This is a genomic window from Franzmannia pantelleriensis (assembly GCF_900102875.1).
GTDB lineage: Bacteria > Pseudomonadota > Gammaproteobacteria > Pseudomonadales > Halomonadaceae > Franzmannia > Franzmannia pantelleriensis.
The window spans coordinates 14,708-34,489 of record NZ_FNGH01000020.1 but is presented as its reverse complement, the minus strand read 5'-3'; the positions used below and the strand labels follow the sequence as shown (position 1 = coordinate 34,489).

The following is a 19,782-nucleotide window of genomic DNA, read 5'->3' as shown; positions in this document are numbered from 1 at the left end:
ACAGTGAGAGAGTCCCTATGACCGCTCCCAAGCACTTCATGCGCGCCGCTCCCCGCACCCTTGGCATGGCCCTGGCCTCCAGCGCCCTGATCGGCGGCTTGCTGGTCAGCGCCAGCGCCCAAGCCGACCGCGACGGCTGGCCGTCCAGCTTCACCATGGGTACGGCCAGCCAGGGCGGCACCTACTACATCTATGGCTCCGGCTGGGCCAACCTGATCGCCGACGAACTGGGCGATATCTCCGGCGGCGGCGAAGTCACCGGCGGTCCGACCCAGAACCTGGCGCTGGTTCACAACGGCGACATCTCCTTCGGCATGGCCACCATGGGGCCGGCCGCGGACGCCATGAGCGGCGAGAGCCCGCTGGCGCCGGGCGTGGTGATGGACAACGCCTGCGCCATCTTCCCGATGTACGAGACGCCGTTCTCGATCACCGCACTGTCCAGCTCCGGAATTACCAGCATCTCCGAGATTCCCGACGGCGCGCGTATCGGCTTCGGGCCGTCCGGCTCGACTTCCGACACCTATTTCCCGGCCATCCTCGAGGAGCTGGGCATCGACTTCGAGCGTCGTAACGGCGGCTGGACCGACCTCGGTGGCCAGCTCCAGGATGGCCTGCTCGACGTCATCGCCTTCGCCGCGGGCATCCCGATCCCGGCGGTCAGCCAGCTCGAGGTGCAGACCAACGTCAACATCATCGAGTTCACCGAGGAAGAGCAGCAGGCCGCCATCGACGCCTTCCCGGTCTCCGAGTTCATGATCCCCGCCGACACCTACGAGACCCTCGAGGAAGACGCCCGCGCCGTGTCGATGTGGAACTTCGCCATCGCCCGCTGCGACCTGCCGGAAGACTTCGTCTACGAAGTGACGCGCATCACCATGGAAAACAACGACAAGATGATGGACGTGCACCGCAGTGCCGCCACCACCATCCCCGAGAACGTCGTGCACAACACCGTGATGCCGTTCCACCCGGGCGCCGCGCGCTGGTTCAACGAGAACGGCTACGAGATCGATGACGACATGATCCGCTAAGCCACCAGGCAACGCACCCACCACAAGGGCCGGCACCTGTTCTCAGGGCCGGCCCTTGCCACGCTACTACTGCTTCAGGAAATGCTGATCTAGTGTGGCTCGACCGAGCCGATCAGCTGGCTTCCGACACTCAAGGGTAACTGTCCCATGAGCACCACACCCGACAACCACTCTTCCGCCAAGACCACAGCGGAAGAACAAGACGCCCAGGAGCTCCTGGCCGATGGCGTCGATGAAGAGGTCATCGAGTCCAACCGCCGGCTGTTTGCCGGCTGGCAGTGGACGCTGTTCGGCGGCCTGGCCGTGGCCTATTCGCTGTTTCACCTGATCACCCTCAACGTGCTGCCGATGGAGACCTGGTCGTACCGGGTGGTCCACATCGCCGGCGCCTTGATTCTCGGCTACGGCCTCTACACCGGCGGCCGTTTCGCCGCCGACACCCACCAGGCCGCGCCGCGCTGGCAAACCTGGGTCTCCGGGCTGCTGATGCTGCCGGCACTCTACGCGCTGCTGCAGACCGTCCTGATGTGGCGCGCCATCGAGGGCGGCGCGCAGCGCATCGAGCCGCATATCGAGGCCTGGCACTACGGCTATCCACTGATCCTGGCCACGGCCGGCGCCATCGTGATGTCGTGGTGCTACCGCCAGGTGCGCGAGAAGTGCGCACTGCCGGATGTGGTGCTGATGGTCTGTGCGCTGGCCAGCGCCGGTTACTTCCTGGTCATCTACAACACCCCGCTGCGCATGTCGACCGGCACCTCCTTCGCGCCGATGGGCATCTCCTATGCCGCCATCGCCGGCTCGCTGCTGATTCTCGAGATGACCCGCCGGGTCACCGGCAATGCGCTGGTGATCATCTCGCTGGTGTTCCTGCTCTACGTCTGGGGTGGGCCCTACCTGCCTGGCTTCCTCGGCTATCCGGGGCTGTCGATCGGCCGCTTCTTCAGCCAGGTGTACACCGATGCCGGGATCCTCGGCCCGACCACCGCGGTGTCGTCGACCTATATCATCCTGTTCATCATCTTCGCCGCCTTCCTGCAGGCTTCCAAGGTCGGCGACTACTTCGTCAACTTCGCCTTCGCCGCCGCTGGCCGTGCCCGCGGTGGCCCGGCCAAGGTGTCGATCTTCGCCTCCGGCCTGATGGGCATGATCAACGGCACCAGCGCCGGTAACGTGGTCTCCACCGGCTCGCTGACCATTCCGCTGATGAAGAAGGTCGGCTACCCGTCGCGCAGCGCCGGGGCGATCGAGGCCGCGGCCTCCAGCGGCGGCCAGATCATGCCACCGATCATGGGCGCCGGCGCCTTCATCATGGCCGAGATCACCGGTATCCCCTACCGCGAGATCGCCGTGGCGGCGCTGATTCCCGCCGCGCTCTACTTCCTGTCGGTCTACTGCATGGTCGACTTCGAGGCGGCGCGCAAGGGCATGCGCGGCATGCGCAAGGACGAGATCCCGCAGTTCCGGCGCCTGATCAAGCATGTCTACCTGTTCGCGCCGATCGTGATCCTGATCGCCGCGCTGTTCATGGGCTACTCGGTGATCCGTGCCGGTACCCTGGCGACCGCCTCGGCGGCCATGGTCAGCTGGCTGTCGCCCAACAAGATGGGCGTGCGCGCAATCCTCAAGGCGCTGCAGCTGGCCGGCACCATGTCGATCCAGATCATCGTGGTATGTGCCTGTGCCGGCCTGATCGTCGGGGTGATCTCGCTAACCGGGGTCGGCGCGCGCTTCTCGTCGCTGCTGCTGGGCCTGGCCGGGGTCAGCCAGCTGCTGGCGCTGTTCTTCGCCATGTGCATCTCGATCCTGCTGGGCATGGGCATGCCGACCACGGCGGCCTATGCGGTGGCCGCCTCGGTGGTGGCGCCGGGCCTGATCGGCATCGGCATCCAGCCGCTGGTGGCGCACTTCTTCGTGTTCTACTTCGCGGTGATGTCGGCGATCACCCCGCCGGTGGCGCTGGCCGCCTACGCCGCCTCGGGGATCTCCGGGGCCAACGCCATGGAGACCTCGACCACCTCGTTCAAGATCGGGCTGGCGGCCTTTATCGTGCCGTTCATGTTCTTCTACAGCCCGGCGATCCTGATGGAGGGCAGCGGCATGCAGATCCTGCGCGTCGCGGTGACCGCGACGATTGGCGTGGTGATGCTCGCCGCGGCCGTGCAGGCCTGGTATTTCGGGGCGGTCAAGGCGTGGCAGCGGCTACTGCTGCTGGCCGGCGCCATCTGCATGATCTACGGCGGGATCTATACCGACATCGCCGGTCTTGCGGTGGGGGTTGGCCTGCTACTGATGCAGCGCAGCCTCAAGCGTGGTGGTGATTCACCCCAAACCGCGAGTTAAGCAACACCTGAAGCAACCAAGAACGCCGGCCCAAAGGGCCGGCGTTTTTTTGCACTTCACATTTGCCAGTGTCGATCCGGGCTAACACGCTGCGCTGGGGGCAGGTCGTGAAGAAGGCGCCGATCAGGCCAGATTGTCGAGTACCCGCAGCGAAGCGGTGGCCTGATTGAGAGTGTAGAAATGTAGACCGGGTGCACCACCGTCGAGCAGCCGCTGACAGAGACGAGAGATCACCTCTTCGCCAAAGGCCTGGATGCTCTCGCTGTCGTCACCGTAGGCCTCGAGCTGCTTGCGCATCCAGCGCGGAATATCGGCACCGCAGGCATCGGAGAAGCGCGCCAGCTTGGTGTAGTTGGTAATCGGCATGATGCCGGGCACGATGGGCGCCTCGACACCCAGCGCGCGAGCGCGGTCGGCAAAATGAAAGTAGGCCTCGGCGCTGAAGAAGTACTGGGTAATCGCCAGGTTGGCACCTGCCTTCATCTTGCGTACGAAGTTCTGCAGGTCATGCTCGAAGCTCGGCGCCTGGGGGTGACACTCCGGGTAAGCGGCAACGGCGATCTCGAAGTGGTCGCCGGTTTCGGCGCGAATGAATTCCACCAGCTCGTTGGCGTAGCGCAACTCACCGATGCCGCCCATGCCCGACGGCTGGTCGCCGCGCAGGGCCACCAGGCTGTTGATGCCTTCCTCGCGGTACTGGGCGAGCAGCTCGCGCAGCTCGCCCTTGTCGCTGCCGATGCACGACAGGTGCGGCGCGGTATTGATACCACTCTCACCGATCATGCTGACAGTGCGCCGAGTGCGTGCCTGTGTCGAGCCACCGGCGCCGTAAGTCACCGAGAAGAAACGCGGCCCGCGTTCGGCGAGGGCATCGCGCACGCCGACCAGCTTCTCGTGTCCGGCCTCGGTATTGGGCGGAAAGAACTCGAAGCTGATGCCCAGCGGATGCTCTTGTACACTCATCGACTCTGATCCTCATGGGCCGCCTGCTCGGGCGGCGCGGCTAACGGGTGGTATGGCGCCATGGCCTGATAGGGTCGCATTCTGACGACTCGGCGTCGCCCCGGCCAATGAAAGTTTCCCGACCACTGTATCAATTTCATTCATGTTGCCGGCTTCACCCCCGCTCCGGGAACCGGCATCATGAGCGTTTCAGCATGTAGCGGAGACGCCCCACGTGAACCTCGACCTCGGCGGCACCTTGATAGCCCCCCTCTGGATGCTGCTGGCCTACGTCGGCCTGGGGGTGGTATGCGCTCGCTGGCTGGCGCTGGAGGCGCGCCCCATCGCCACCCTGCTGATCTACCTGATCGCCCCGCTCACGGCATTCCGCGGGCTGACCTTGGGCGGGCCAACCCTGGGCTATCTGATGCTGACACTGGGCACTTTTGTCGCTGCCAGCCTGGTGGCGATGCTCGCCAACCGGCTGGCGCAGCGCTGGTTTGCCCCCCAGGAAGCGGCGGTGCTGGCGTTCTCCGCCGGCACCGGCAATACCGGCTACTTCGGCCTGCCGGTGGCGATGGTGTTACTGCCCGCCGAAGGGGTCACGATCTATCTGTTCTGCATGCTCGGCGTGACCCTCTACGAGTTCACGGTGGGCTTCTACCTCAGCGCCCGCGGTCGCTTCTCGGTGCGCCAGAGCCTGGTCAAGATCGCCCGCCTGCCGTTGATCTATGCCTTCGTCGCGGCGCTGTTGGCCAGCGGCGTGGGGCTGTCGGTCCCCGCCGGGGTGATGGACGGCCTGGCGGTATTCCCCGCCACCTATACCCTGCTCGGCATGATGGTGATCGGCATGACCCTGGGCCGGGTGACCATTCGCGAAGTGGATGGGCGCTTTATCGCTGCCTGCGTGGCGCTGCGCTATGGGCTGTGGCCGCTGTTGGCAGGGCTCGCCGTGCTCGGGCTGCAGGCCACCCTGGGGATAGACGAACAGCTCGCCCTGGCGCTGCTGCTGGTCGGCGTGGTGCCGATGGCGGCCAACGTGGTGGTGGTGGCCATGGAGCTCAATATACGCCCCGAGAAAGGCGCCATCGCGGTGCTGATCACCACCCTGATGGCGCCGCTGTTGATTCCCCTCTATCTGTGGCTGCTGATGCGAATCGCCGGCCTGGCATAGCCGGCCTGCACAGCAGGCCGACTAAGGCTCAGTAGCGGTAGCTGTCGGGCTTGAAGGGCCCCTCGGCGGGCAGCCCAAGGTAGTCGGCCTGCTCAGGTGTCATCTGGGTCACCACGCCGCCGAAGCCCTCGACCATGTAGCGCGCCACTTCTTCATCGAGGTGGCGCGGCAGCACGCTGAGGGACAGCGCCTCACGCTTGGCCGCAGCGTCGAGCTCGGCGAAGCGCCCCTCGAAGAGGTGGATCTGGGCCAGCACCTGGTTGGCGAAGGAGCCGTCCATGATCCGCGACGGGTGCCCGGTGGCGTTGCCCAGGTTGACCAGCCGCCCCTCGGCGAGCAGCAGCAGGTAGTCGCGGCTCTCGGGGTCGAAGTCGCCGGGGTCGCTGTCACGATAGACCTTGTGGACCTGCGGCTTGATCTCCTCCCAGTGCCACTGGCGGCGCATGAAGGCAGTGTCGATCTCGCTGTCGAAGTGGCCGATGTTGCACACCACCGCGCCCTTTTTTAGCGCCTTGAGCATCGGTGCATCGCAGGCGTCGACGTTGCCGGTGGCGGTGACCACCAGGTCAATCTTGCCTAGCAGCGCCTGGTCGATGCTGCTCACCCCCTGGTTGATCCCGTCCACGTAGGGCGAGACCACCTCGAAGCCATCCATGCAGGCCTGCATGGCACAGATCGGGTCGATCTCGGTGACCTTGACGATCATGCCCTCCTGACGCAGCGACGCGGCCGAGCCCTTGCCGACGTCACCGTAGCCGATCACCAGCGCCTGCTTGCCGGCCAGCAGATGGTCGAGGGCGCGCTTGATGGCGTCGTTGAGCGAGTGGCGGCAGCCGTACTTGTTGTCGTTCTTGGACTTGGTCACGGCGTCGTTGACGTTGATCGCCGGCACCTTGAGCGAGCCGTCGCGCAGCATCTCGTGGAGGCGATGCACGCCGGTGGTGGTCTCCTCGCTGATGCCGTGGACCGCGTCGAGCAACTCGGGCCGCTGTTCATGCAATAGCTGGGTAAGGTCACCGCCATCGTCGAGCACCATGTTGGGCGTCCAGCCATCGGGGCCCTCGACGGTCTGCTCGATGCACCACCAGAACTCCTCCTCGGTCTCGCCCTTCCAGGCGAAGACCGGAATACCCGCGGCGGCAATCGCCGCGGCGGCGTGATCCTGGGTCGAGAAGATATTGCACGACGACCAGCGCACGCTGGCGCCGAGATCGATCAGCGTCTCGATCAGCACCGCGGTCTGGATGGTCATATGGATACAGCCGGCGATGCGTGCACCGGCCAGCGGCTGCTGGTCACGATACTTGGCACGGATCTTCATCAGCGCCGGCATCTCGGTCTCGGCGATGCGGATCTCGCGCCGGCCCCAGTCGGCCAGGCCGATATCGGCCACCTTGTAATCCTGGGCGGGAACTGCAGCGGAAGCCAGTTGGCTCATGGGTCTACTCCATTCCGGGGAATGGGCGCCGTTGCCTATGCCCAACCTGCCCGAGCCTCGCGCCCGTTTGACCAACCCACGGGCGCTGCAGCGCCCCTCGGGCAGCAGCAACTAGGACCATAGAGTCACAACTCACGCCGCAGTTCAAACTCCCCGATCACGCGCACCACCAACGCAAGACGCCCGGCTGCCAGAGGCAGTCGGGCGTCGCGGGGGCTGGAGCCGCTTACAGGCCGGCGGCGGCTTTCAGTGCCTCGGCCTTGTCGACCTTCTCCCAGGGGAAGGCAGTGAAGGTCTCGGTGTGCTCGCGACCGTCGACATCGATCCAGGTGTAGGAGGTCTCGAACGGCTCGCGGCCGAAGTGGCCATAGGCTGCGGTGAGGCGATACATGGGGTGCAGCAGGTCGAGCATGCGGGTGATGGCGTTGGGCCGCAGGTCGAAGTGCTCGCGTACCAGCTCGATGATCTTGGCATCGGCGACCCGGGCGGTGCCGAAGGTGTCGATCGACACCGAGGTCGGCTCGGCCACGCCAATGGCGTAGGAGACCTGGATCTCGCACTTGTCGGCAAGGCCGGCGGCGACGATGTTCTTGGCCACGTAGCGTCCGGCATAGGCAGCGCTGCGGTCGACCTTGGAGGGGTCCTTGCCGGAGAAGGCACCGCCGCCGTGGCGTGCCATGCCGCCATAGGTGTCGACGATGATCTTGCGCCCGGTGAGGCCGCAGTCGCCCACCGGCCCGCCGATCACGAATTTGCCGGTGGGGTTGATATGGTACTTGGTCGTGTCATCGAGCCACTCGGCGGGCAGCACCTGCTCGATGATCTCGTGCTTGACCATCTTGCGCAGCGCCTCCTGCTCGATTTCCGGGTCGTGCTGGGTCGAGAGTACCACCGCATCGACACCGCATGGCTTGCCCTCGGCATCGTAGCGGAAGGTCACCTGGCTCTTGGCATCCGGCCGCAGCCACGGTAGCAGCCCCTGCTTGCGCAGTTCGGCCTGGCGCTCCACCAGACGGTGAGCGTAGTGGATCGGCGCCGGCATGAACGAGGCGGTCTCGTTGGTGGCATAGCCGAACATCAGCCCCTGGTCGCCGGCGCCTTGGTCCTCGGGCTTGCTACGGTCGACGCCCTGGGCAATATCCACGCTCTGCTTACCGATCAGGTTGAGCACGCCACAGGTCTCGCCGTCGAAGCCGACGTCCGAGGAGGTATAGCCAATCTCGGTGATCACCTCGCGCACCAGCGCCTCGAGGTCGACCCAGGCGCTGGTCGAGATCTCGCCGGCGACGATCGCCACGCCGGTCTTGACCAGCGTTTCGCAGGCCACGCGGGCCTGCTTGTCGCGAGCGATGATGGCGTCCAGCACCGCATCGGAGATCTGGTCGGCAATCTTGTCGGGATGACCCTCGGAGACGGACTCAGAGGTGAACAGGGAGTATTCGCTCATGGCGTGCTCGACCCTTTGGGTAAGATAGAGAAGGGGCCCATGGGGCTCGGTGGGAAAATTCTACACAGCCCCAGGGCCGGTTCCTAGCGTCACGGCTCGTCGCCGGCTGGCAATGATTTGATGGATCGCCGCAACTCGGCGACAATAAGCGCCTGTTTTTTGCGTCGAGCGTCGGCGCCCCAGCCTAGACGACCCGCGGTTACGGCCCACTACACAGGCTCGACCGACGTCATCCCTACTATTTGCTGCCGCAGGCGAGGAGCTACTCAATGCCGTCCCGTTTCGAACTGGCCAATGCCATTCGCGCGCTCTCCATGGATGCCGTACAGAAGGCCAAGTCCGGCCACCCCGGTGCCCCCATGGGCATGGCCGATATCGCCGAAGTGCTGTGGAACGACCACCTCAGCCACAACCCGGCCAACCCGCACTGGGCCAACCGCGACCGCTTCGTGCTCTCCAACGGCCACGGCTCGATGCTGCTCTATTCGCTGCTGCATCTCAGCGGCTATGCGCTGGGCCTCGAGGACCTGCAGAACTTCCGTCAGCTGCACTCTCGGACCCCGGGCCATCCCGAGCTTGGCTACACCGCCGGCGTCGAGACCACCACCGGCCCGCTGGGTCAGGGCCTGGCCAATGCGGTGGGCATGGCCATCGCCGAGCGCACCCTGGCGGCGCAGTTCAATCGCCCCGGCCACACCGTCATCGACCATCGCACTTGGTGCTTCCTGGGTGACGGCTGCCTGATGGAGGGCATCTCCCACGAGGTCGCCTCACTGGCCGGCACCCAGGGCCTGGGCAAGCTGGTGGCCTTCTACGACGACAACGGCATCTCCATCGACGGCGAGGTCAAAGGCTGGTTCACCGACGATACCGCCAAGCGCTTCGAGGCCTACGGCTGGCACGTGGTGCCCAACGTCGACGGCCACAAGCCCGAGGAGATCCAGGCCGCCATCGAGCTGGCCAAGAACCACGACGACAAGCCCAGCCTGATCATCTGCAAGACCATCATCGGCTTCGGCGCTCCCAACAAGCAGGGCAAGGAGGAGTGCCATGGCGCCGCCCTGGGCGACGACGAGGTGGCCGCGGCACGCGTCCAGCTCGACTGGCCCCACGCGCCCTTCCATGTCCCGGAAGCGATCTACCAGGGCTGGGACGCCACCGCTCGCGGCGCCGAGCGCGAGCAGGAATGGGAGGCGCGGCTGGCGCGCTACGCCGAGGCCTTCCCCGCCGAGGCGGCCGAGCTCCAGCGGCGTCTCAAGGGCGAGCTGCCCAGCGATCTGACCAGTGAGAAGCTCATCGAGCAGGCCCAGGAGAAAGCCGAGAGCATCGCCTCGCGCAAGGCGTCGCTGGCCTGCCTAAACGAACTCGGCCCGCAGCTGCCCGAGCTGCTCGGCGGCAGTGCCGACCTGGCGCCCTCCAACCTGACCTTCTGGAACGGCGCCCAAGCGATCGCCAAGGATGCCCCCGGGGGCAACTACCTGCACTACGGGGTGCGCGAGTTCGGCATGGGCGCGATCATGAACGGCATCGGCGTACACGGCGGTTTCGTGCCCTACGGCGCGACCTTCCTGACCTTCATGGAGTACATGCACAACGCCGTACGCATGGCGGCGATCATGAACCAGCAGGCGATCTACGTCTTTACCCATGACTCCATCGGCCTGGGCGAGGATGGCCCCACCCACCAGCCCATCGAACAGCTGGGCGCGTTGCGCTCGACCCCCAACCTGGCGACCTGGCGCCCCGCCGATGCGGTGGAGACCGCCGCCGCCTGGGATGCCGCCCTCAAGCGTCACAGTGGCCCCACCGCGCTGGTGCTGTCGCGCCAGAACCTGCCCCACCAGCAGCGCGACAAGGCGCAGCTGGCCAATATCGAGCGCGGCGGCTATGTGCTGCGCGACTGCGACGGCACCCCGGAGCTGATCCTGATCGCCACCGGCTCCGAGGTCGGCCTGGCCATGGACGCCGCCGCCGAGCTGGCGACCAAGGGCCGCGCGGTGCGCGTGGTGTCGCTGCCCTCCACCAGCACCTTCGACGAGCAGGACGCCGACTACCGCGAGTCGGTGCTGCCGCGCAGCGTGACCAAGCGCATCGCCATCGAAGCCAGCCACTACGCCTACTGGTACAAGTACGTCGGCCTGGATGGCGACATCCTCGGGATGCACACCTTCGGCGAGTCGGCCCCGGCCGGCGACCTGTTCCCGCACTTCGGCTTCACCGTCGAGAATCTGGTCGACAAGGCCGAGACACTCCTGGGCTGATCGCTGGCAGGGGCATCCCCATACGCAAAGGGCACGACCTCACGGTCGTGCCCTTTTGTTTGCCTGGCGACGACGCGGCCTAGGCCACCGTCACGCGGTTGTCGAGATAGACATCCTGGATCGCGTGGAGCAACTCGACCCCCTCGGCCATCGGCTTCTGGAACGCCTTGCGTCCGGAGATCAGCCCCATGCCCCCGGCGCGCTTGTTGATCACCGCCGTGCGTACCGCCTCGCCGAGATCGGAGTGCCCCTTGGAACCGCCGCCGGAGTTGATCAGCCCGGCGCGGCCCATGAAGCAGTTGGCGACCTGATAGCGGGCCAGGTCGATGGGGTGGTCCGTGGTCAGCTCGTCGTAGACCTTGTCGTGGGTATGGCCAAAGCCCACCGCGCGGTAGCCGCCGTTGTTCTCGGGCAGCTTCTGCTTGACGATATCGGCCTTGAGGGTCGCCGCCAGGTGGTTGGCCTGGCTGGTGAGATCGGCGGCGACGTGATAGTCGCTGCCGTCCTGCTTGAAGGCCGGATTGCGCAGGTAGGCCCACAGCACCGTGACCATGCCCAACTGATGAGCACGCTCGAAGGCCTCGCTGATCTCCATGATCTGACGGCGGCTCTCGTGGGAACCGAAGTAGATGGTCGCGCCGACCGCCACACAGCCCATGTCATGGGCCTGCTCGACCTCGGCGAACAGCGTCTGGTCGTAGATCGCCGGGTAGCTCAGGGTCTCGTTGTGGTTGAGCTTGAGCATCATCGGAATCCTGTGGGCGTAGCGCCGTGCCACCGACGACAGCACGCCCAGCGTCGAGGCAACGCCGTTGCAGCCGCCCTCCAGCGCCAGCTCGACGATATTGGCGGGGTCGAAGTAGAGCGGATTGGGCGCGAAGGAGGCCCCCGCCGAGTGCTCGATGCCCTGGTCCACCGGCAGCAGGCTGAGGTAGCCAGTGCCGGCTAGTCGGCCATGATTGAAGAAGGCTTGCAGGTTGCGCAGCACCGCCGGGCTGCGGTCGCTAGCGGCCATCACCCGGTCGATGAAGTCGGGGCCGGGCAGGTGCAGGCTGTCGCGGTGCACGCCTTGGCAAGTGTGGCCGAGCAGGTTATCGGCGTCGCTGCCGAGTAAGGCGGCAATGTCCGTCATGGTGTCATCCTCTACATCCGTGAAGTGGGGTGGGTGCGATGTGCGTGGCGCGAAGCGACTCCCTTAGCGTAGAGGAATTGCCGCCCCGATGCAGGGGCGGCAGTGCAGGGTCAGGCAGCCTGTACCTCGATGCGGCGCACCCGGTGACTATCCTTCTTGGGCAGGGTCACCGTCAGCACGCCGTTGTCGATGCACGCCGAGATCGCCTCGCTATCGATCTCGTGGCTGAGCGTGAAACGCCGCGCGAAGCGTTGCCCGTTGACTTCGGCATGCAGCGCCGTGAGGCCCTCGGGCATGCTCAGCTGTATGTCGCCCTCCAGGCTGAGCACGTTGTTGTCGACCTCCAGATACAGCGACTCACGCGTCACACCCGGCATGTCGGCGATCAGCATAAGTGAATCCGCCTGTTCGACGATATCCACCGCCGGCGCCAGCGCGGTCTGGCTTCGGCTCTCGCTGGGCGGAGTCTCGGGCTGGCTCTGCTGAGTTTGATGTACGACCTCGTTCATGATCGATCACCTCCTGTTGCCAATATCACGCTCTCGGGAGCGCAGACATTCATCCAGTGTTCTCCTAGGCTTTGTCTGAAAAGTCGGCGAGCGCAGCCAGTTTTTGGACAGCGCCTAGGCGACCTGGACCTCGATACGCCGTGGCTTCAACTCCTCGCGCTTGGGCAGCACGATCTCGAACACGCCATTGGCATGGCGAGCCTCGGCGCGCTCGGCGTCCAAGCCGTCAGGCAGCGCAATGGCGCGAACGAACTCGCCGCTGGCACGCTCGCGGCGAAACACCGGGCGGGCGTTGCCAGTATCATCATTGGCGGCGATCGGCTCACGCCGGCCACGCAGGGTCAGCACGTTGTCCTGGATATCGATGGTCAGATCACCACGGGCAAGCCCTGCGGCGAACACATAGACACGTACCGCCTCGTCGCTGCGCGCCACGTTGATCATCGGGAAACTACCGCGGGGCACGGCGCGTATATCCGCGGCGCGACCGTCAGGAAACAACTCGTCGACCAACTGACGAAACCAGTCCTGGCGCTGGGATGCGCCGGTATCGAAACGCTTGAGATCTCCGAACATATCGAACACCTCCTACGTGGGCAGGTTGTGATGAAAGAGGCCACAGAGCTGACAGGGCCTCGATAATCTGCAAAATAGGAGCGCTCGAGCGGCTTTCAAGTCCCTCTCCGAGAATTTTTTTCGATGACCAAGGACGCTTATGCCGACACTGCGCGGGTTTCTGTGGCTGGTGATATTGTTGCTGTGTGGTGAGGCATTGGTCTGGGCGCTGGCGCTGCCAGTTTCCCCCGGCGTGATCGGTATGCTGCTGTTGACCCTGGGGCTGACCCTGCGCGGGCGCGCCGGCAGTGACATCCAGGCCGCCAGCCAGCCGCTTATCTCAATGCTGGCGATGCTGATCATGCCCGGCGTGGTGGGGATCTTCTTTATCGCCGATGAATTCTCCAGCCAGTGGCTGGCGGTGGCCGCCGCGCTGCTATTCGGCACCCTGGCCAGCGTCGCCACCACGCTGTGGCTGATGCTGCGCTTCATGCCACCGGAGACCACCAATGAGTGACGCCTGGGGCGCGCTACGCGAACAGCTACTGGCCACACCGATGCTGGCCATCGCCCTGACGCTCGCCGCCTATTTCGCCGGGAGCTGGATCTTCGTCCGGCTCGGCAAGCCCGGCTGGTGCCCGGGGATCCTGTTCGCCGCCATGCTGCTGGCCGCCACTCTGGCGCTGCTCGGCATCGACTATACCGACTACCGTGCCGGCGCCAGCTGGCTGATGCTGCTGCTTGGCCCGGCCACGGTGGCACTGGGCGTGCCACTCTACCAGCAGCTGCCGCGGATTCGGGCAGTATGGCGGCCGCTGCTGATCAGCCTGCCGCCGGCGGCGATGCTGGCCGCCTTCTACGCGGTCGGCCTGGCCTGGCTGCTGGGCGCCACCCCCGAGGTACTGGCCTCGCTCGCCCCCAAATCGGTTACCGCACCGATCGCCATCGGCATCACCGAACAGCTCGGCGGGGTGATCCCGCTGATGATGGGGGGCCTGCTGATCACCGGCGTGGTCACCACCGCCTGCGTCAGCCTGCTGGCCCGATACCTGCAACTACGCGATCCGCGAGTGCTGGGCTTCGTGCTAGGCGTCAACGGCCATGTCATCGGCACCGTGCGCGCCTTCGAATTGGGCCCTACCGCCGGCGCCTTCGCCTCGCTGGGCATGAGCCTCACCGGCATCTTCAGTGCGCTATTCCTGCCCCTGGCCTGGCGACTGGTGGGCCTGTGAGGGGCAAATGCGCTAGAATCGCGTTTTTTCCGACGTCAGCCATCGCTTGCGAGCTCCTCCATGGCCCATCGTATTGCCATCAATGGTTACGGCCGTATCGGCCAGTGCGTGCTGCGCGCGCTGCATGAGCGCCGCGATCTCGACGATCTCGAGGTGGTGGCGATCAACGAGCTCTCCGATCTCGACACCATTGCCTACCTGACCCGCTATGACACCACCCACGGGCGCTTCCCCGGCCGGGTCGAGCGCAACGGCGACTATTTGCTGATCGATGAGCGAGCGATCCGCGTGGTCTCGGCTGCCGAGCCGCAGCAGTTACCGTGGCGCGAACTGGGCATCGATCTGGTGCTGGAGTGTTCGGGCAGCTTCAGCGAGCGCGACATGGCCGAACGCCACCTTGCGGCCGGTGCCGGGCGCCTGCTGTTCTCGCAGCCCGCCGAGAGCGACGTCGACGCCACCATCGTGTGTGGTATCAACGACCATGCCCTGGCACCTGAGCAGCGCATCATTTCCGCCGCGTCGTGCACCACCAACTGTCTGATCCCGGTGCTCACCGTGCTCGACGACGCCCTGGGCATTGCCCACGGCGTCACCACCACCATCCATTCGGCGATGAACGACCAGCCGGTCATCGACGCCTACCATCAGACCGACCTGCGCCTGACGCGCTCGGCCATGCAGTCGATCGTGCCGGTAGACACCGGGCTGGCGCGCGGCATCAACCGACTGATGCCACATCTGGCAGGACGCTTCGAGTGCCTCCACGTGCGCGTGCCAACCATCAACGTCTCGGCCATGGATCTGGCGATCACCGTCAACCGCGACACCAGCGCCGCCGACGTCAACGCGCTGCTCGCCGAGGCCTGCGGCGGGCGCCTGAGCGGACTGCTGGGCTTCACCGAGGAGCCGATGGCCTCGGTCGACTTCAACCACGATCCACGCTCGGGTATCGTGGACGCCACCCAGACCCGAGTGGCCGGTGGCCGCCTGATCAAGCTGCTGTGCTGGTTCGACAACGAGTGGGGGTTCGCCAACCGCATGCTCGATCTCGCCGGCCGCCTGGCGCGCTTCGGCCCGCCGCCGACGTCGCCTGCATGACCCCGTTTTCCTTCATGGCATCTCAACGCGAGGACTACCCTGCGATGAACGTACGCAAGATGACCGACCTGCCCCTCGCCGGCCAGCGAGTGCTGATCCGCGAAGACTTGAACGTACCGGTCAAGCATGGGCGTGTGTCCAGCGACGCTCGCCTGCGCGCCGCCCTGCCCACCATCAGGGCCGCCGCCGAAGCCGGTGCCAAGGTGCTGCTGATGAGCCATCTCGGACGTCCCACCGAGGGCGAACCCGCCGAGGAATTCTCACTGGCGCCGGTGGCCGAGCGACTCGGCGACCTGCTCGAGCACCCCGTGCGTCTGGTCGACGACTACCTGGACGTGTCCCTCGACCTGCTCGACGGCGAAGTGGTACTGCTCGAAAACGTGCGCTTCAACGTCGGCGAGAAAAAGGACGATGAAACGCTGGCCAAGCAGTACGCCGCGCTGTGCGACATCTATGTGATGGACGCCTTCGGTACCGCCCATCGCGCCCAGGCTTCGACCCACGGCGTGGCACGCTTCGCGCCCACCGCCTGTGCCGGCCCACTGCTGGCCAAGGAGCTCGACGCCCTGGAGAAGGCCCTGGCTACCCCGCAGCGGCCGATGGCAGCGATCGTCGGCGGCTCCAAGGTCTCCACCAAGCTAGAGGTACTCAACGCCCTCTCCGAGCGCTGCGATCAGCTGATCGTCGGCGGCGGCATCGCCAATACCTTTATCGCTGCGGCGGGCCACAACGTCGGCAAGTCGCTGCATGAAGCCGACCTGATCGAGCAAGCCAAGGCGCTGATGGCCAAGGTCGAGATCCCGCTGCCTACCGACGTGGTCGTCGCCACCGAGTTCTCGGAGCGCGCCACCGCGGTGACCAAGCCGGTCGACCAGGTCAACGATGACGAGATGATTCTCGACATCGGTCCCGATACCGCCGGGCGCCTCGCCGGGCTTCTCAAGAACGCTGGCACCATCCTCTGGAATGGTCCGGTGGGCGTGTTCGAGATCGACCAGTTCGGCCACGGCACCGAGGCGCTGTCCCAGGCGATCGCCGAAAGCAACGGCTTCTCCATCGCCGGCGGCGGCGACACCCTGGCAGCCATCGACAAGTACGCCATCGCCGACCGGGTCTCCTACATTTCCACCGGCGGCGGCGCCTTCCTCGAGTACGTCGAGGGCAAGACCCTGCCGGCGGTGGCGGCGCTCGAGGCCGCCTACGAGGCCGCCCGCTAGGCCAGCCTTTACCCCGTTTACCCTACAGGCGGCGCGCCCGGCGGGCGCACCGCCATCATCGATAACGTCGAGACATACTATGGCACTGATCAGCATGCGCCAGATGCTGGACCACGCCGCTGAGCGCGGTTATGGCATCCCGGCCTTCAACGTCAACAACCTCGAGCAGATGCGCGCCATCATGGAAGCCGCCGACCAGACCGATTCACCGGTCATCGTCCAGGCCTCCGCTGGCGCCCGCAAGTACGCCGGTGCCCCCTTCCTGCGCCACCTGATCCTGGCCGCGGTGGAGGAGTTCCCGCATATCCCGGTGGTGATGCACCAGGACCACGGCACCAGCCCCGCGGTCTGCCAGCGCTCCATCCAGCTGGGGTTCTCCTCGGTGATGATGGACGGCTCGCTGGGCGAGGACGGCAAGACCCCCATGGATTACGACTACAACGTCGACGTCACCCGCCGTACCGTCGAGATGGCCCACGCCTGCGGCGTCTCGGTGGAGGGCGAGCTGGGTTGCCTGGGCAGCCTGGAGACCGGCATGGCCGGCGAGGAAGATGGCATCGGCGCCGAGGGTAAGCTCGACATGGAGCAGCTGCTCACCGACCCGGAAGAGGCCGCCGCCTTCGTCAAAGCCACTCAGGTGGACGCCCTGGCCATCGCCATCGGCACCAGCCACGGCGCCTACAAGTTTACCCGGCCGCCCACCGGCGACACCCTCTCCATTCAGCGTATCAAGGAGATCCACGCGCGCATCCCTGACACCCACCTGGTGATGCACGGCTCTTCCTCGGTGCCCCAGGAGTGGCTGGCGATCATCAACGAGTTCGGCGGTGAGATTCCCGAGACCTACGGCGTACCGGTGGAAGAGATCGTCGAGGGCATCAAGCACGGCGTGCGCAAGGTCAACATCGACACCGACCTGCGCCTGGCCTCCACCGGTGCCGTGCGTCGTTTCCTGGCCAACAACCCGGCCGAGTTCGACCCGCGCAAGTTCCTCAAGGAGACCGTCTCCGCCATGCGCGAGGTGTGCATTGCCCGCTACGAGGCCTTCGGCACCGCCGGCAACGCCAGCCGCATCAAGCCGATCAGCCTCGAAGCCATGGTCGGCCGCTACGACAGCGGCGAGCTGGCACCCAAGGTGAAGTAGCACACACCGCAGTAAACACAAGCGGCGGCCCTTGGGCCGCCGCTGCTGCATGGCAAAGACTCATCGAACCAACCGATCAGTCGTCCTCTTCGTTATTCTGCTCCGCTTCGCTACCGTCGTGGGCCTCCTCAGGACTACCCGAGCCACCGGTGCCGGCCTCTGGGCTTTCTTCCTCATCGTCGCCGTTATCATGGCTCGACGCATCCTCGTCCCGCGCCTCACCGTCGTCGTCATCATCATCGCGTATCAGCGAGCCGGCCTTGATGCCGTACTCTTCCTCGAGTTCGGCATCGCTCATCGGTTGGTCGGCGTGTACCAGGGTAGTGGTGCCCAGCAGCAGTGCGGCAGCAAGACCAACGGTGGTCCACCAGGGGGGCAATCGCATCCGGCTATCTCCTTGTATGATCGGGATGTCGTATCAGCGCGGGGAGTCAGCGCTGATTCAGCCTAGCCCAGCTCTGCGCGCAGAGAAATGCGCCTTGCGTGTTAGGCTTTGTACGAAAACTGCCTGCGCTCGGCCATGCGGCGTTGAAAGTCGGCTCAAAATGCTCATTTACACCCACGTAAACTGCGCCTTTTCGCCGACTTTTGCCTTGCCTGACCTTCGCTCGCCAACTTTTCGTATTAAAGCCTAGTCTTATGATCGACGTCTCATTCACCTCTCCGGGGAGCGCTTATGAACAAACGTATCGTGGCCTATCGACGCCTCAGCGACAGTCAGCTCGCGGCGCTGCGGCACGACTTTCACGTCGACTACTTCGCCGACCTCGCCTCCACCGACGACCCGGCCTTTCGTGAGGCGCTGAGCCAAGCCCACGGCGTAATCGGCGCCGGCCTACCGCTGACGCCGGCGCTGCTGGACAGCGCGCCTCAGCTCGAAGCAGTGGCGACGATCTCGGTGGGCTACGATAACTACCCGGTCGAGGCGCTCACCGAGCGCAATATCCTGCTCTGCAATACCCCGGACGTACTCACCGAGACCACCGCCGACACCGCCTTTACGCTGATCATGGCCAGCGCACGCCGGGTAGTAGAGCTTGCCGACTTCATCAAGCGCGGCGACTGGCAGGAGAGCATCGGCGAGGCGCAGTTCGGCAGCGACGTACACGGCAAGACCCTGGGCCTGATCGGCATGGGCCGTATCGGTGCCGCCATCGCGCGGCGGGGCGCGCTGGGCTTCAATATGCCCATTCTCTACTCCAACGCCTCGCCCAAACCCCAGCTCGAAGCCGAACTCGGTGCTCGGCGCCGTGACATGGACGCCTTGCTGGCCGAGGCCGATTTCGTCTGCGTGACCGTTCCGCTCACCGCCGACACCGAGAAGTTGATTGGCGCACGCGAGTTGGGCCTGATGAAGCCCGGCGCCATCTTCATCAATATCGCCCGCGGCAAGGTGGTCGATGAAGCTGCGCTGATCGACGCACTGCAGAACGGCCAGCTACACGCCGCCGGGCTGGATGTGTTCGAACAGGAACCGCTGGCGGCAGACTCACCGCTGCCATATCTGGCCAATGTCGTGGCACTGCCGCATATCGGCTCGGCAACCCACGAAACGCGCACCGCCATGGCCCAGCGGGCAGTCGACAACCTGACCCTGGCACTCAATGGCGAGCGCCCGATCAACTTGGTCAACGAGGCCGCATGGACGTCGCGCCGCGGCGGCTAACCACAAAAAAGCCGCCCGGCAGGGGCGGCTCATCATTAACGCATCACGCTGTTCAGGTGGCGTCATCATCTTCGAAGTCCGGCAGCGACTCGGTCCCGTGATCGGGGTCATCGGACCCTACACCGCCGTGTTCGGGCGAAGAAGATCCGTCACCTGCGGAATCGATGTCATCCATTTCCGGGGCCGATTCGGTACCCATGGTCGGATCGTCAGTGCCGACGCCGCCGTGAGTCGCATCGCCGTCGGCGGAGCCCATACCGCTGTCGGTAGTGGTTTCGACGTCAGTCGCTTCCTGCGGCGCCGGATCTTGAGGCTCGTACCCTTCGTCGTGCATGTCGGCAAAAGCCAGCGGGCTGGCAATCAGACCGAATGACACACCAACGATACCTACCTTCTTGAGAAATTCCTTGGACATCATGTCACTTACCTCTCGTTAATCCATTAGCGTCAGCGTGTGATGAATGACCACGAACACCTGACGAACAAATACTGTAGAACTATATGGCAACCTGTACAAGTGCTGCCCAATAAAAAAGCCGCTTCCGGGGGTGGCCGGAAGCGGCAGCGCTGTGATCAACGTGCAGTGGACA

The 19,782-nt window shown here is 65.3% G+C and carries 18 protein-coding genes and 1 riboswitch; of the genes, 10 read left to right on the top strand and 8 right to left on the bottom strand.

Annotation, left to right across the window (positions count from 1 at the left end):
* Positions 1–65 precede the first annotated feature (65 nt).
* Together BLT16_RS19350 and BLT16_RS19345 are read left to right on the top strand one after the other, a co-directional pair.
* Positions 66–1,034, top strand: a complete 969-nt coding sequence (locus BLT16_RS19350) for a TAXI family TRAP transporter solute-binding subunit (protein WP_422717945.1) — start codon at positions 66–68, stop codon at positions 1,032–1,034.
* Positions 1,035–1,181: 147 nt separating this feature from the next.
* The gene (locus BLT16_RS19345; RefSeq protein ID WP_089660582.1) at positions 1,182–3,377 is read left to right on the top strand and encodes a TRAP transporter permease; all 2,196 of its coding nucleotides are present in this window, start codon (positions 1,182–1,184) and stop codon (positions 3,375–3,377) included.
* A 123-nt stretch (positions 3,378–3,500) separates the two neighbouring features.
* Here BLT16_RS19345 and metF read toward each other — a convergent pair whose 3' ends face one another.
* Positions 3,501–4,340 (bottom strand): methylenetetrahydrofolate reductase [NAD(P)H], encoded by an 840-nt coding sequence (metF, locus tag BLT16_RS19340; RefSeq protein ID WP_089660581.1) that lies wholly within the window; start codon positions 4,338–4,340, stop codon positions 3,501–3,503.
* 256 nt (positions 4,341–4,596) lie between these two features.
* Between metF and BLT16_RS19335 the strand changes: the two genes are divergently transcribed.
* On the top strand, positions 4,597–5,493 hold the full coding sequence (locus tag BLT16_RS19335) for an AEC family transporter (RefSeq protein ID WP_089660596.1): 897 nt from the start codon (positions 4,597–4,599) through the stop codon (positions 5,491–5,493).
* A gap of 28 nt (positions 5,494–5,521) precedes the next feature.
* Here BLT16_RS19335 and ahcY read toward each other — a convergent pair whose 3' ends face one another.
* A complete protein-coding gene (ahcY, locus tag BLT16_RS19330; RefSeq protein ID WP_089660580.1) occupies positions 5,522–6,931 on the bottom strand; it encodes an adenosylhomocysteinase in 1,410 nt (469 codons plus the stop codon).
* 16 nt (positions 6,932–6,947) lie between these two features.
* Positions 6,948–7,036: riboswitch (S-adenosyl-L-homocysteine riboswitch) on the bottom strand.
* 121 nt (positions 7,037–7,157) lie between these two features.
* Entirely contained in the window at positions 7,158–8,378 is a 1,221-nt protein-coding gene (gene metK, locus BLT16_RS19325) for a methionine adenosyltransferase (RefSeq protein ID WP_089660579.1), read from the bottom strand.
* A 269-nt stretch (positions 8,379–8,647) separates the two neighbouring features.
* Here metK and tkt point away from each other — a divergent pair, with 269 nt between their 5' ends.
* A complete protein-coding gene (gene tkt / locus BLT16_RS19320; protein WP_089660578.1) occupies positions 8,648–10,639 on the top strand; it encodes a transketolase in 1,992 nt (663 codons plus the stop codon).
* 79 nt (positions 10,640–10,718) lie between these two features.
* Here tkt and BLT16_RS19315 read toward each other — a convergent pair whose 3' ends face one another.
* The 3 genes from BLT16_RS19315 to BLT16_RS19305 all read right to left on the bottom strand — a co-directional run bounded on the left by BLT16_RS19315 (position 10,719) and on the right by BLT16_RS19305 (position 12,856).
* Positions 10,719–11,771 (bottom strand): class I fructose-bisphosphate aldolase, encoded by a 1,053-nt coding sequence (locus BLT16_RS19315; protein WP_089660577.1) that lies wholly within the window; start codon positions 11,769–11,771, stop codon positions 10,719–10,721.
* 110 nt (positions 11,772–11,881) lie between these two features.
* Positions 11,882–12,280: an Hsp20/alpha crystallin family protein gene (locus BLT16_RS19310; protein WP_089660576.1), complete on the bottom strand. Its 399-nt coding sequence runs from the start codon at positions 12,278–12,280 to the stop codon at positions 11,882–11,884.
* A 114-nt stretch (positions 12,281–12,394) separates the two neighbouring features.
* Positions 12,395–12,856, bottom strand: a complete 462-nt coding sequence (locus tag BLT16_RS19305) for an Hsp20/alpha crystallin family protein (RefSeq protein WP_089660575.1) — start codon at positions 12,854–12,856, stop codon at positions 12,395–12,397.
* Between the two features lie 139 nt (positions 12,857–12,995).
* Between BLT16_RS19305 and BLT16_RS19300 the strand changes: the two genes are divergently transcribed.
* The 5 genes from BLT16_RS19300 to fba all read left to right on the top strand — a co-directional run bounded on the left by BLT16_RS19300 (position 12,996) and on the right by fba (position 17,526).
* Entirely contained in the window at positions 12,996–13,352 is a 357-nt protein-coding gene (locus BLT16_RS19300; protein WP_089660574.1) for a CidA/LrgA family protein, read from the top strand.
* Positions 13,345–14,067, top strand: a complete 723-nt coding sequence (locus BLT16_RS19295) for an LrgB family protein (protein ID WP_089660573.1) — start codon at positions 13,345–13,347, stop codon at positions 14,065–14,067. Before BLT16_RS19300 ends, BLT16_RS19295 begins: the two co-directional genes overlap by 8 nt.
* Before the next feature lie 60 nt (positions 14,068–14,127).
* On the top strand, positions 14,128–15,165 hold the full coding sequence (locus tag BLT16_RS19290) for a type I glyceraldehyde-3-phosphate dehydrogenase (RefSeq protein ID WP_089660572.1): 1,038 nt from the start codon (positions 14,128–14,130) through the stop codon (positions 15,163–15,165).
* 44 nt (positions 15,166–15,209) lie between these two features.
* Positions 15,210–16,382, top strand: coding sequence for a phosphoglycerate kinase (locus tag BLT16_RS19285; RefSeq protein WP_089660571.1), 1,173 nt, complete (start codon positions 15,210–15,212; stop codon positions 16,380–16,382).
* Positions 16,383–16,461: 79 nt separating this feature from the next.
* Entirely contained in the window at positions 16,462–17,526 is a 1,065-nt protein-coding gene (gene fba / locus BLT16_RS19280) for a class II fructose-bisphosphate aldolase (protein ID WP_089660570.1), read from the top strand.
* Positions 17,527–17,602: 76 nt separating this feature from the next.
* On the opposite strand, the gene BLT16_RS19275 is transcribed toward fba, so the two are convergent.
* Complete coding sequence (locus BLT16_RS19275) at positions 17,603–17,911, bottom strand: hypothetical protein (protein WP_089660569.1); 309 nt, start codon at positions 17,909–17,911, stop codon at positions 17,603–17,605.
* A gap of 291 nt (positions 17,912–18,202) precedes the next feature.
* Here BLT16_RS19275 and BLT16_RS19270 point away from each other — a divergent pair, with 291 nt between their 5' ends.
* A complete protein-coding gene (locus BLT16_RS19270) occupies positions 18,203–19,192 on the top strand; it encodes a 2-hydroxyacid dehydrogenase (protein WP_089660568.1) in 990 nt (329 codons plus the stop codon).
* Between the two features lie 52 nt (positions 19,193–19,244).
* Here the strand turns inward: BLT16_RS19270 and BLT16_RS19265 are convergent, their stop codons facing one another.
* Entirely contained in the window at positions 19,245–19,610 is a 366-nt protein-coding gene (locus tag BLT16_RS19265; RefSeq protein ID WP_089660567.1) for a hypothetical protein, read from the bottom strand.
* Positions 19,611–19,782: the final 172 nt, after the last annotated feature.

What these genes read in the sequence shown, in the direction of transcription:
- BLT16_RS19310 (WP_089660576.1), bottom strand. Translation starts at nt 12,280, where the DNA reads ATGAACGAGGTCGTACATCAAACTCAGCAGAGCCAGCCCGAGACTCCG.
- BLT16_RS19275 (WP_089660569.1), bottom strand. Translation starts at nt 17,911, where the DNA reads ATGCGATTGCCCCCCTGGTGGACCACCGTTGGTCTTGCTGCCGCACTG.
- BLT16_RS19345 (WP_089660582.1), top strand. Translation starts at nt 1,182, where the DNA reads ATGAGCACCACACCCGACAACCACTCTTCCGCCAAGACCACAGCGGAA.
- tkt (WP_089660578.1), top strand. Translation starts at nt 8,648, where the DNA reads ATGCCGTCCCGTTTCGAACTGGCCAATGCCATTCGCGCGCTCTCCATG.
- BLT16_RS19335 (WP_089660596.1), top strand. Translation starts at nt 4,597, where the DNA reads ATGCTGCTGGCCTACGTCGGCCTGGGGGTGGTATGCGCTCGCTGGCTG.
- BLT16_RS19285 (WP_089660571.1), top strand. Translation starts at nt 15,210, where the DNA reads ATGAACGTACGCAAGATGACCGACCTGCCCCTCGCCGGCCAGCGAGTG.
- metK (WP_089660579.1), bottom strand. Translation starts at nt 8,378, where the DNA reads ATGAGCGAATACTCCCTGTTCACCTCTGAGTCCGTCTCCGAGGGTCAT.
- BLT16_RS19295 (WP_089660573.1), top strand. Translation starts at nt 13,345, where the DNA reads ATGAGTGACGCCTGGGGCGCGCTACGCGAACAGCTACTGGCCACACCG.
- BLT16_RS19290 (WP_089660572.1), top strand. Translation starts at nt 14,128, where the DNA reads ATGGCCCATCGTATTGCCATCAATGGTTACGGCCGTATCGGCCAGTGC.
- BLT16_RS19350 (WP_422717945.1), top strand. Translation starts at nt 66, where the DNA reads ATGGCCCTGGCCTCCAGCGCCCTGATCGGCGGCTTGCTGGTCAGCGCC.
- fba (WP_089660570.1), top strand. Translation starts at nt 16,462, where the DNA reads ATGGCACTGATCAGCATGCGCCAGATGCTGGACCACGCCGCTGAGCGC.
- BLT16_RS19315 (WP_089660577.1), bottom strand. Translation starts at nt 11,771, where the DNA reads ATGACGGACATTGCCGCCTTACTCGGCAGCGACGCCGATAACCTGCTC.
- BLT16_RS19300 (WP_089660574.1), top strand. Translation starts at nt 12,996, where the DNA reads ATGCCGACACTGCGCGGGTTTCTGTGGCTGGTGATATTGTTGCTGTGT.
- ahcY (WP_089660580.1), bottom strand. Translation starts at nt 6,931, where the DNA reads ATGAGCCAACTGGCTTCCGCTGCAGTTCCCGCCCAGGATTACAAGGTG.
- BLT16_RS19265 (WP_089660567.1), bottom strand. Translation starts at nt 19,610, where the DNA reads ATGATGTCCAAGGAATTTCTCAAGAAGGTAGGTATCGTTGGTGTGTCA.
- metF (WP_089660581.1), bottom strand. Translation starts at nt 4,340, where the DNA reads ATGAGTGTACAAGAGCATCCGCTGGGCATCAGCTTCGAGTTCTTTCCG.
- BLT16_RS19305 (WP_089660575.1), bottom strand. Translation starts at nt 12,856, where the DNA reads ATGTTCGGAGATCTCAAGCGTTTCGATACCGGCGCATCCCAGCGCCAG.
- BLT16_RS19270 (WP_089660568.1), top strand. Translation starts at nt 18,203, where the DNA reads ATGAACAAACGTATCGTGGCCTATCGACGCCTCAGCGACAGTCAGCTC.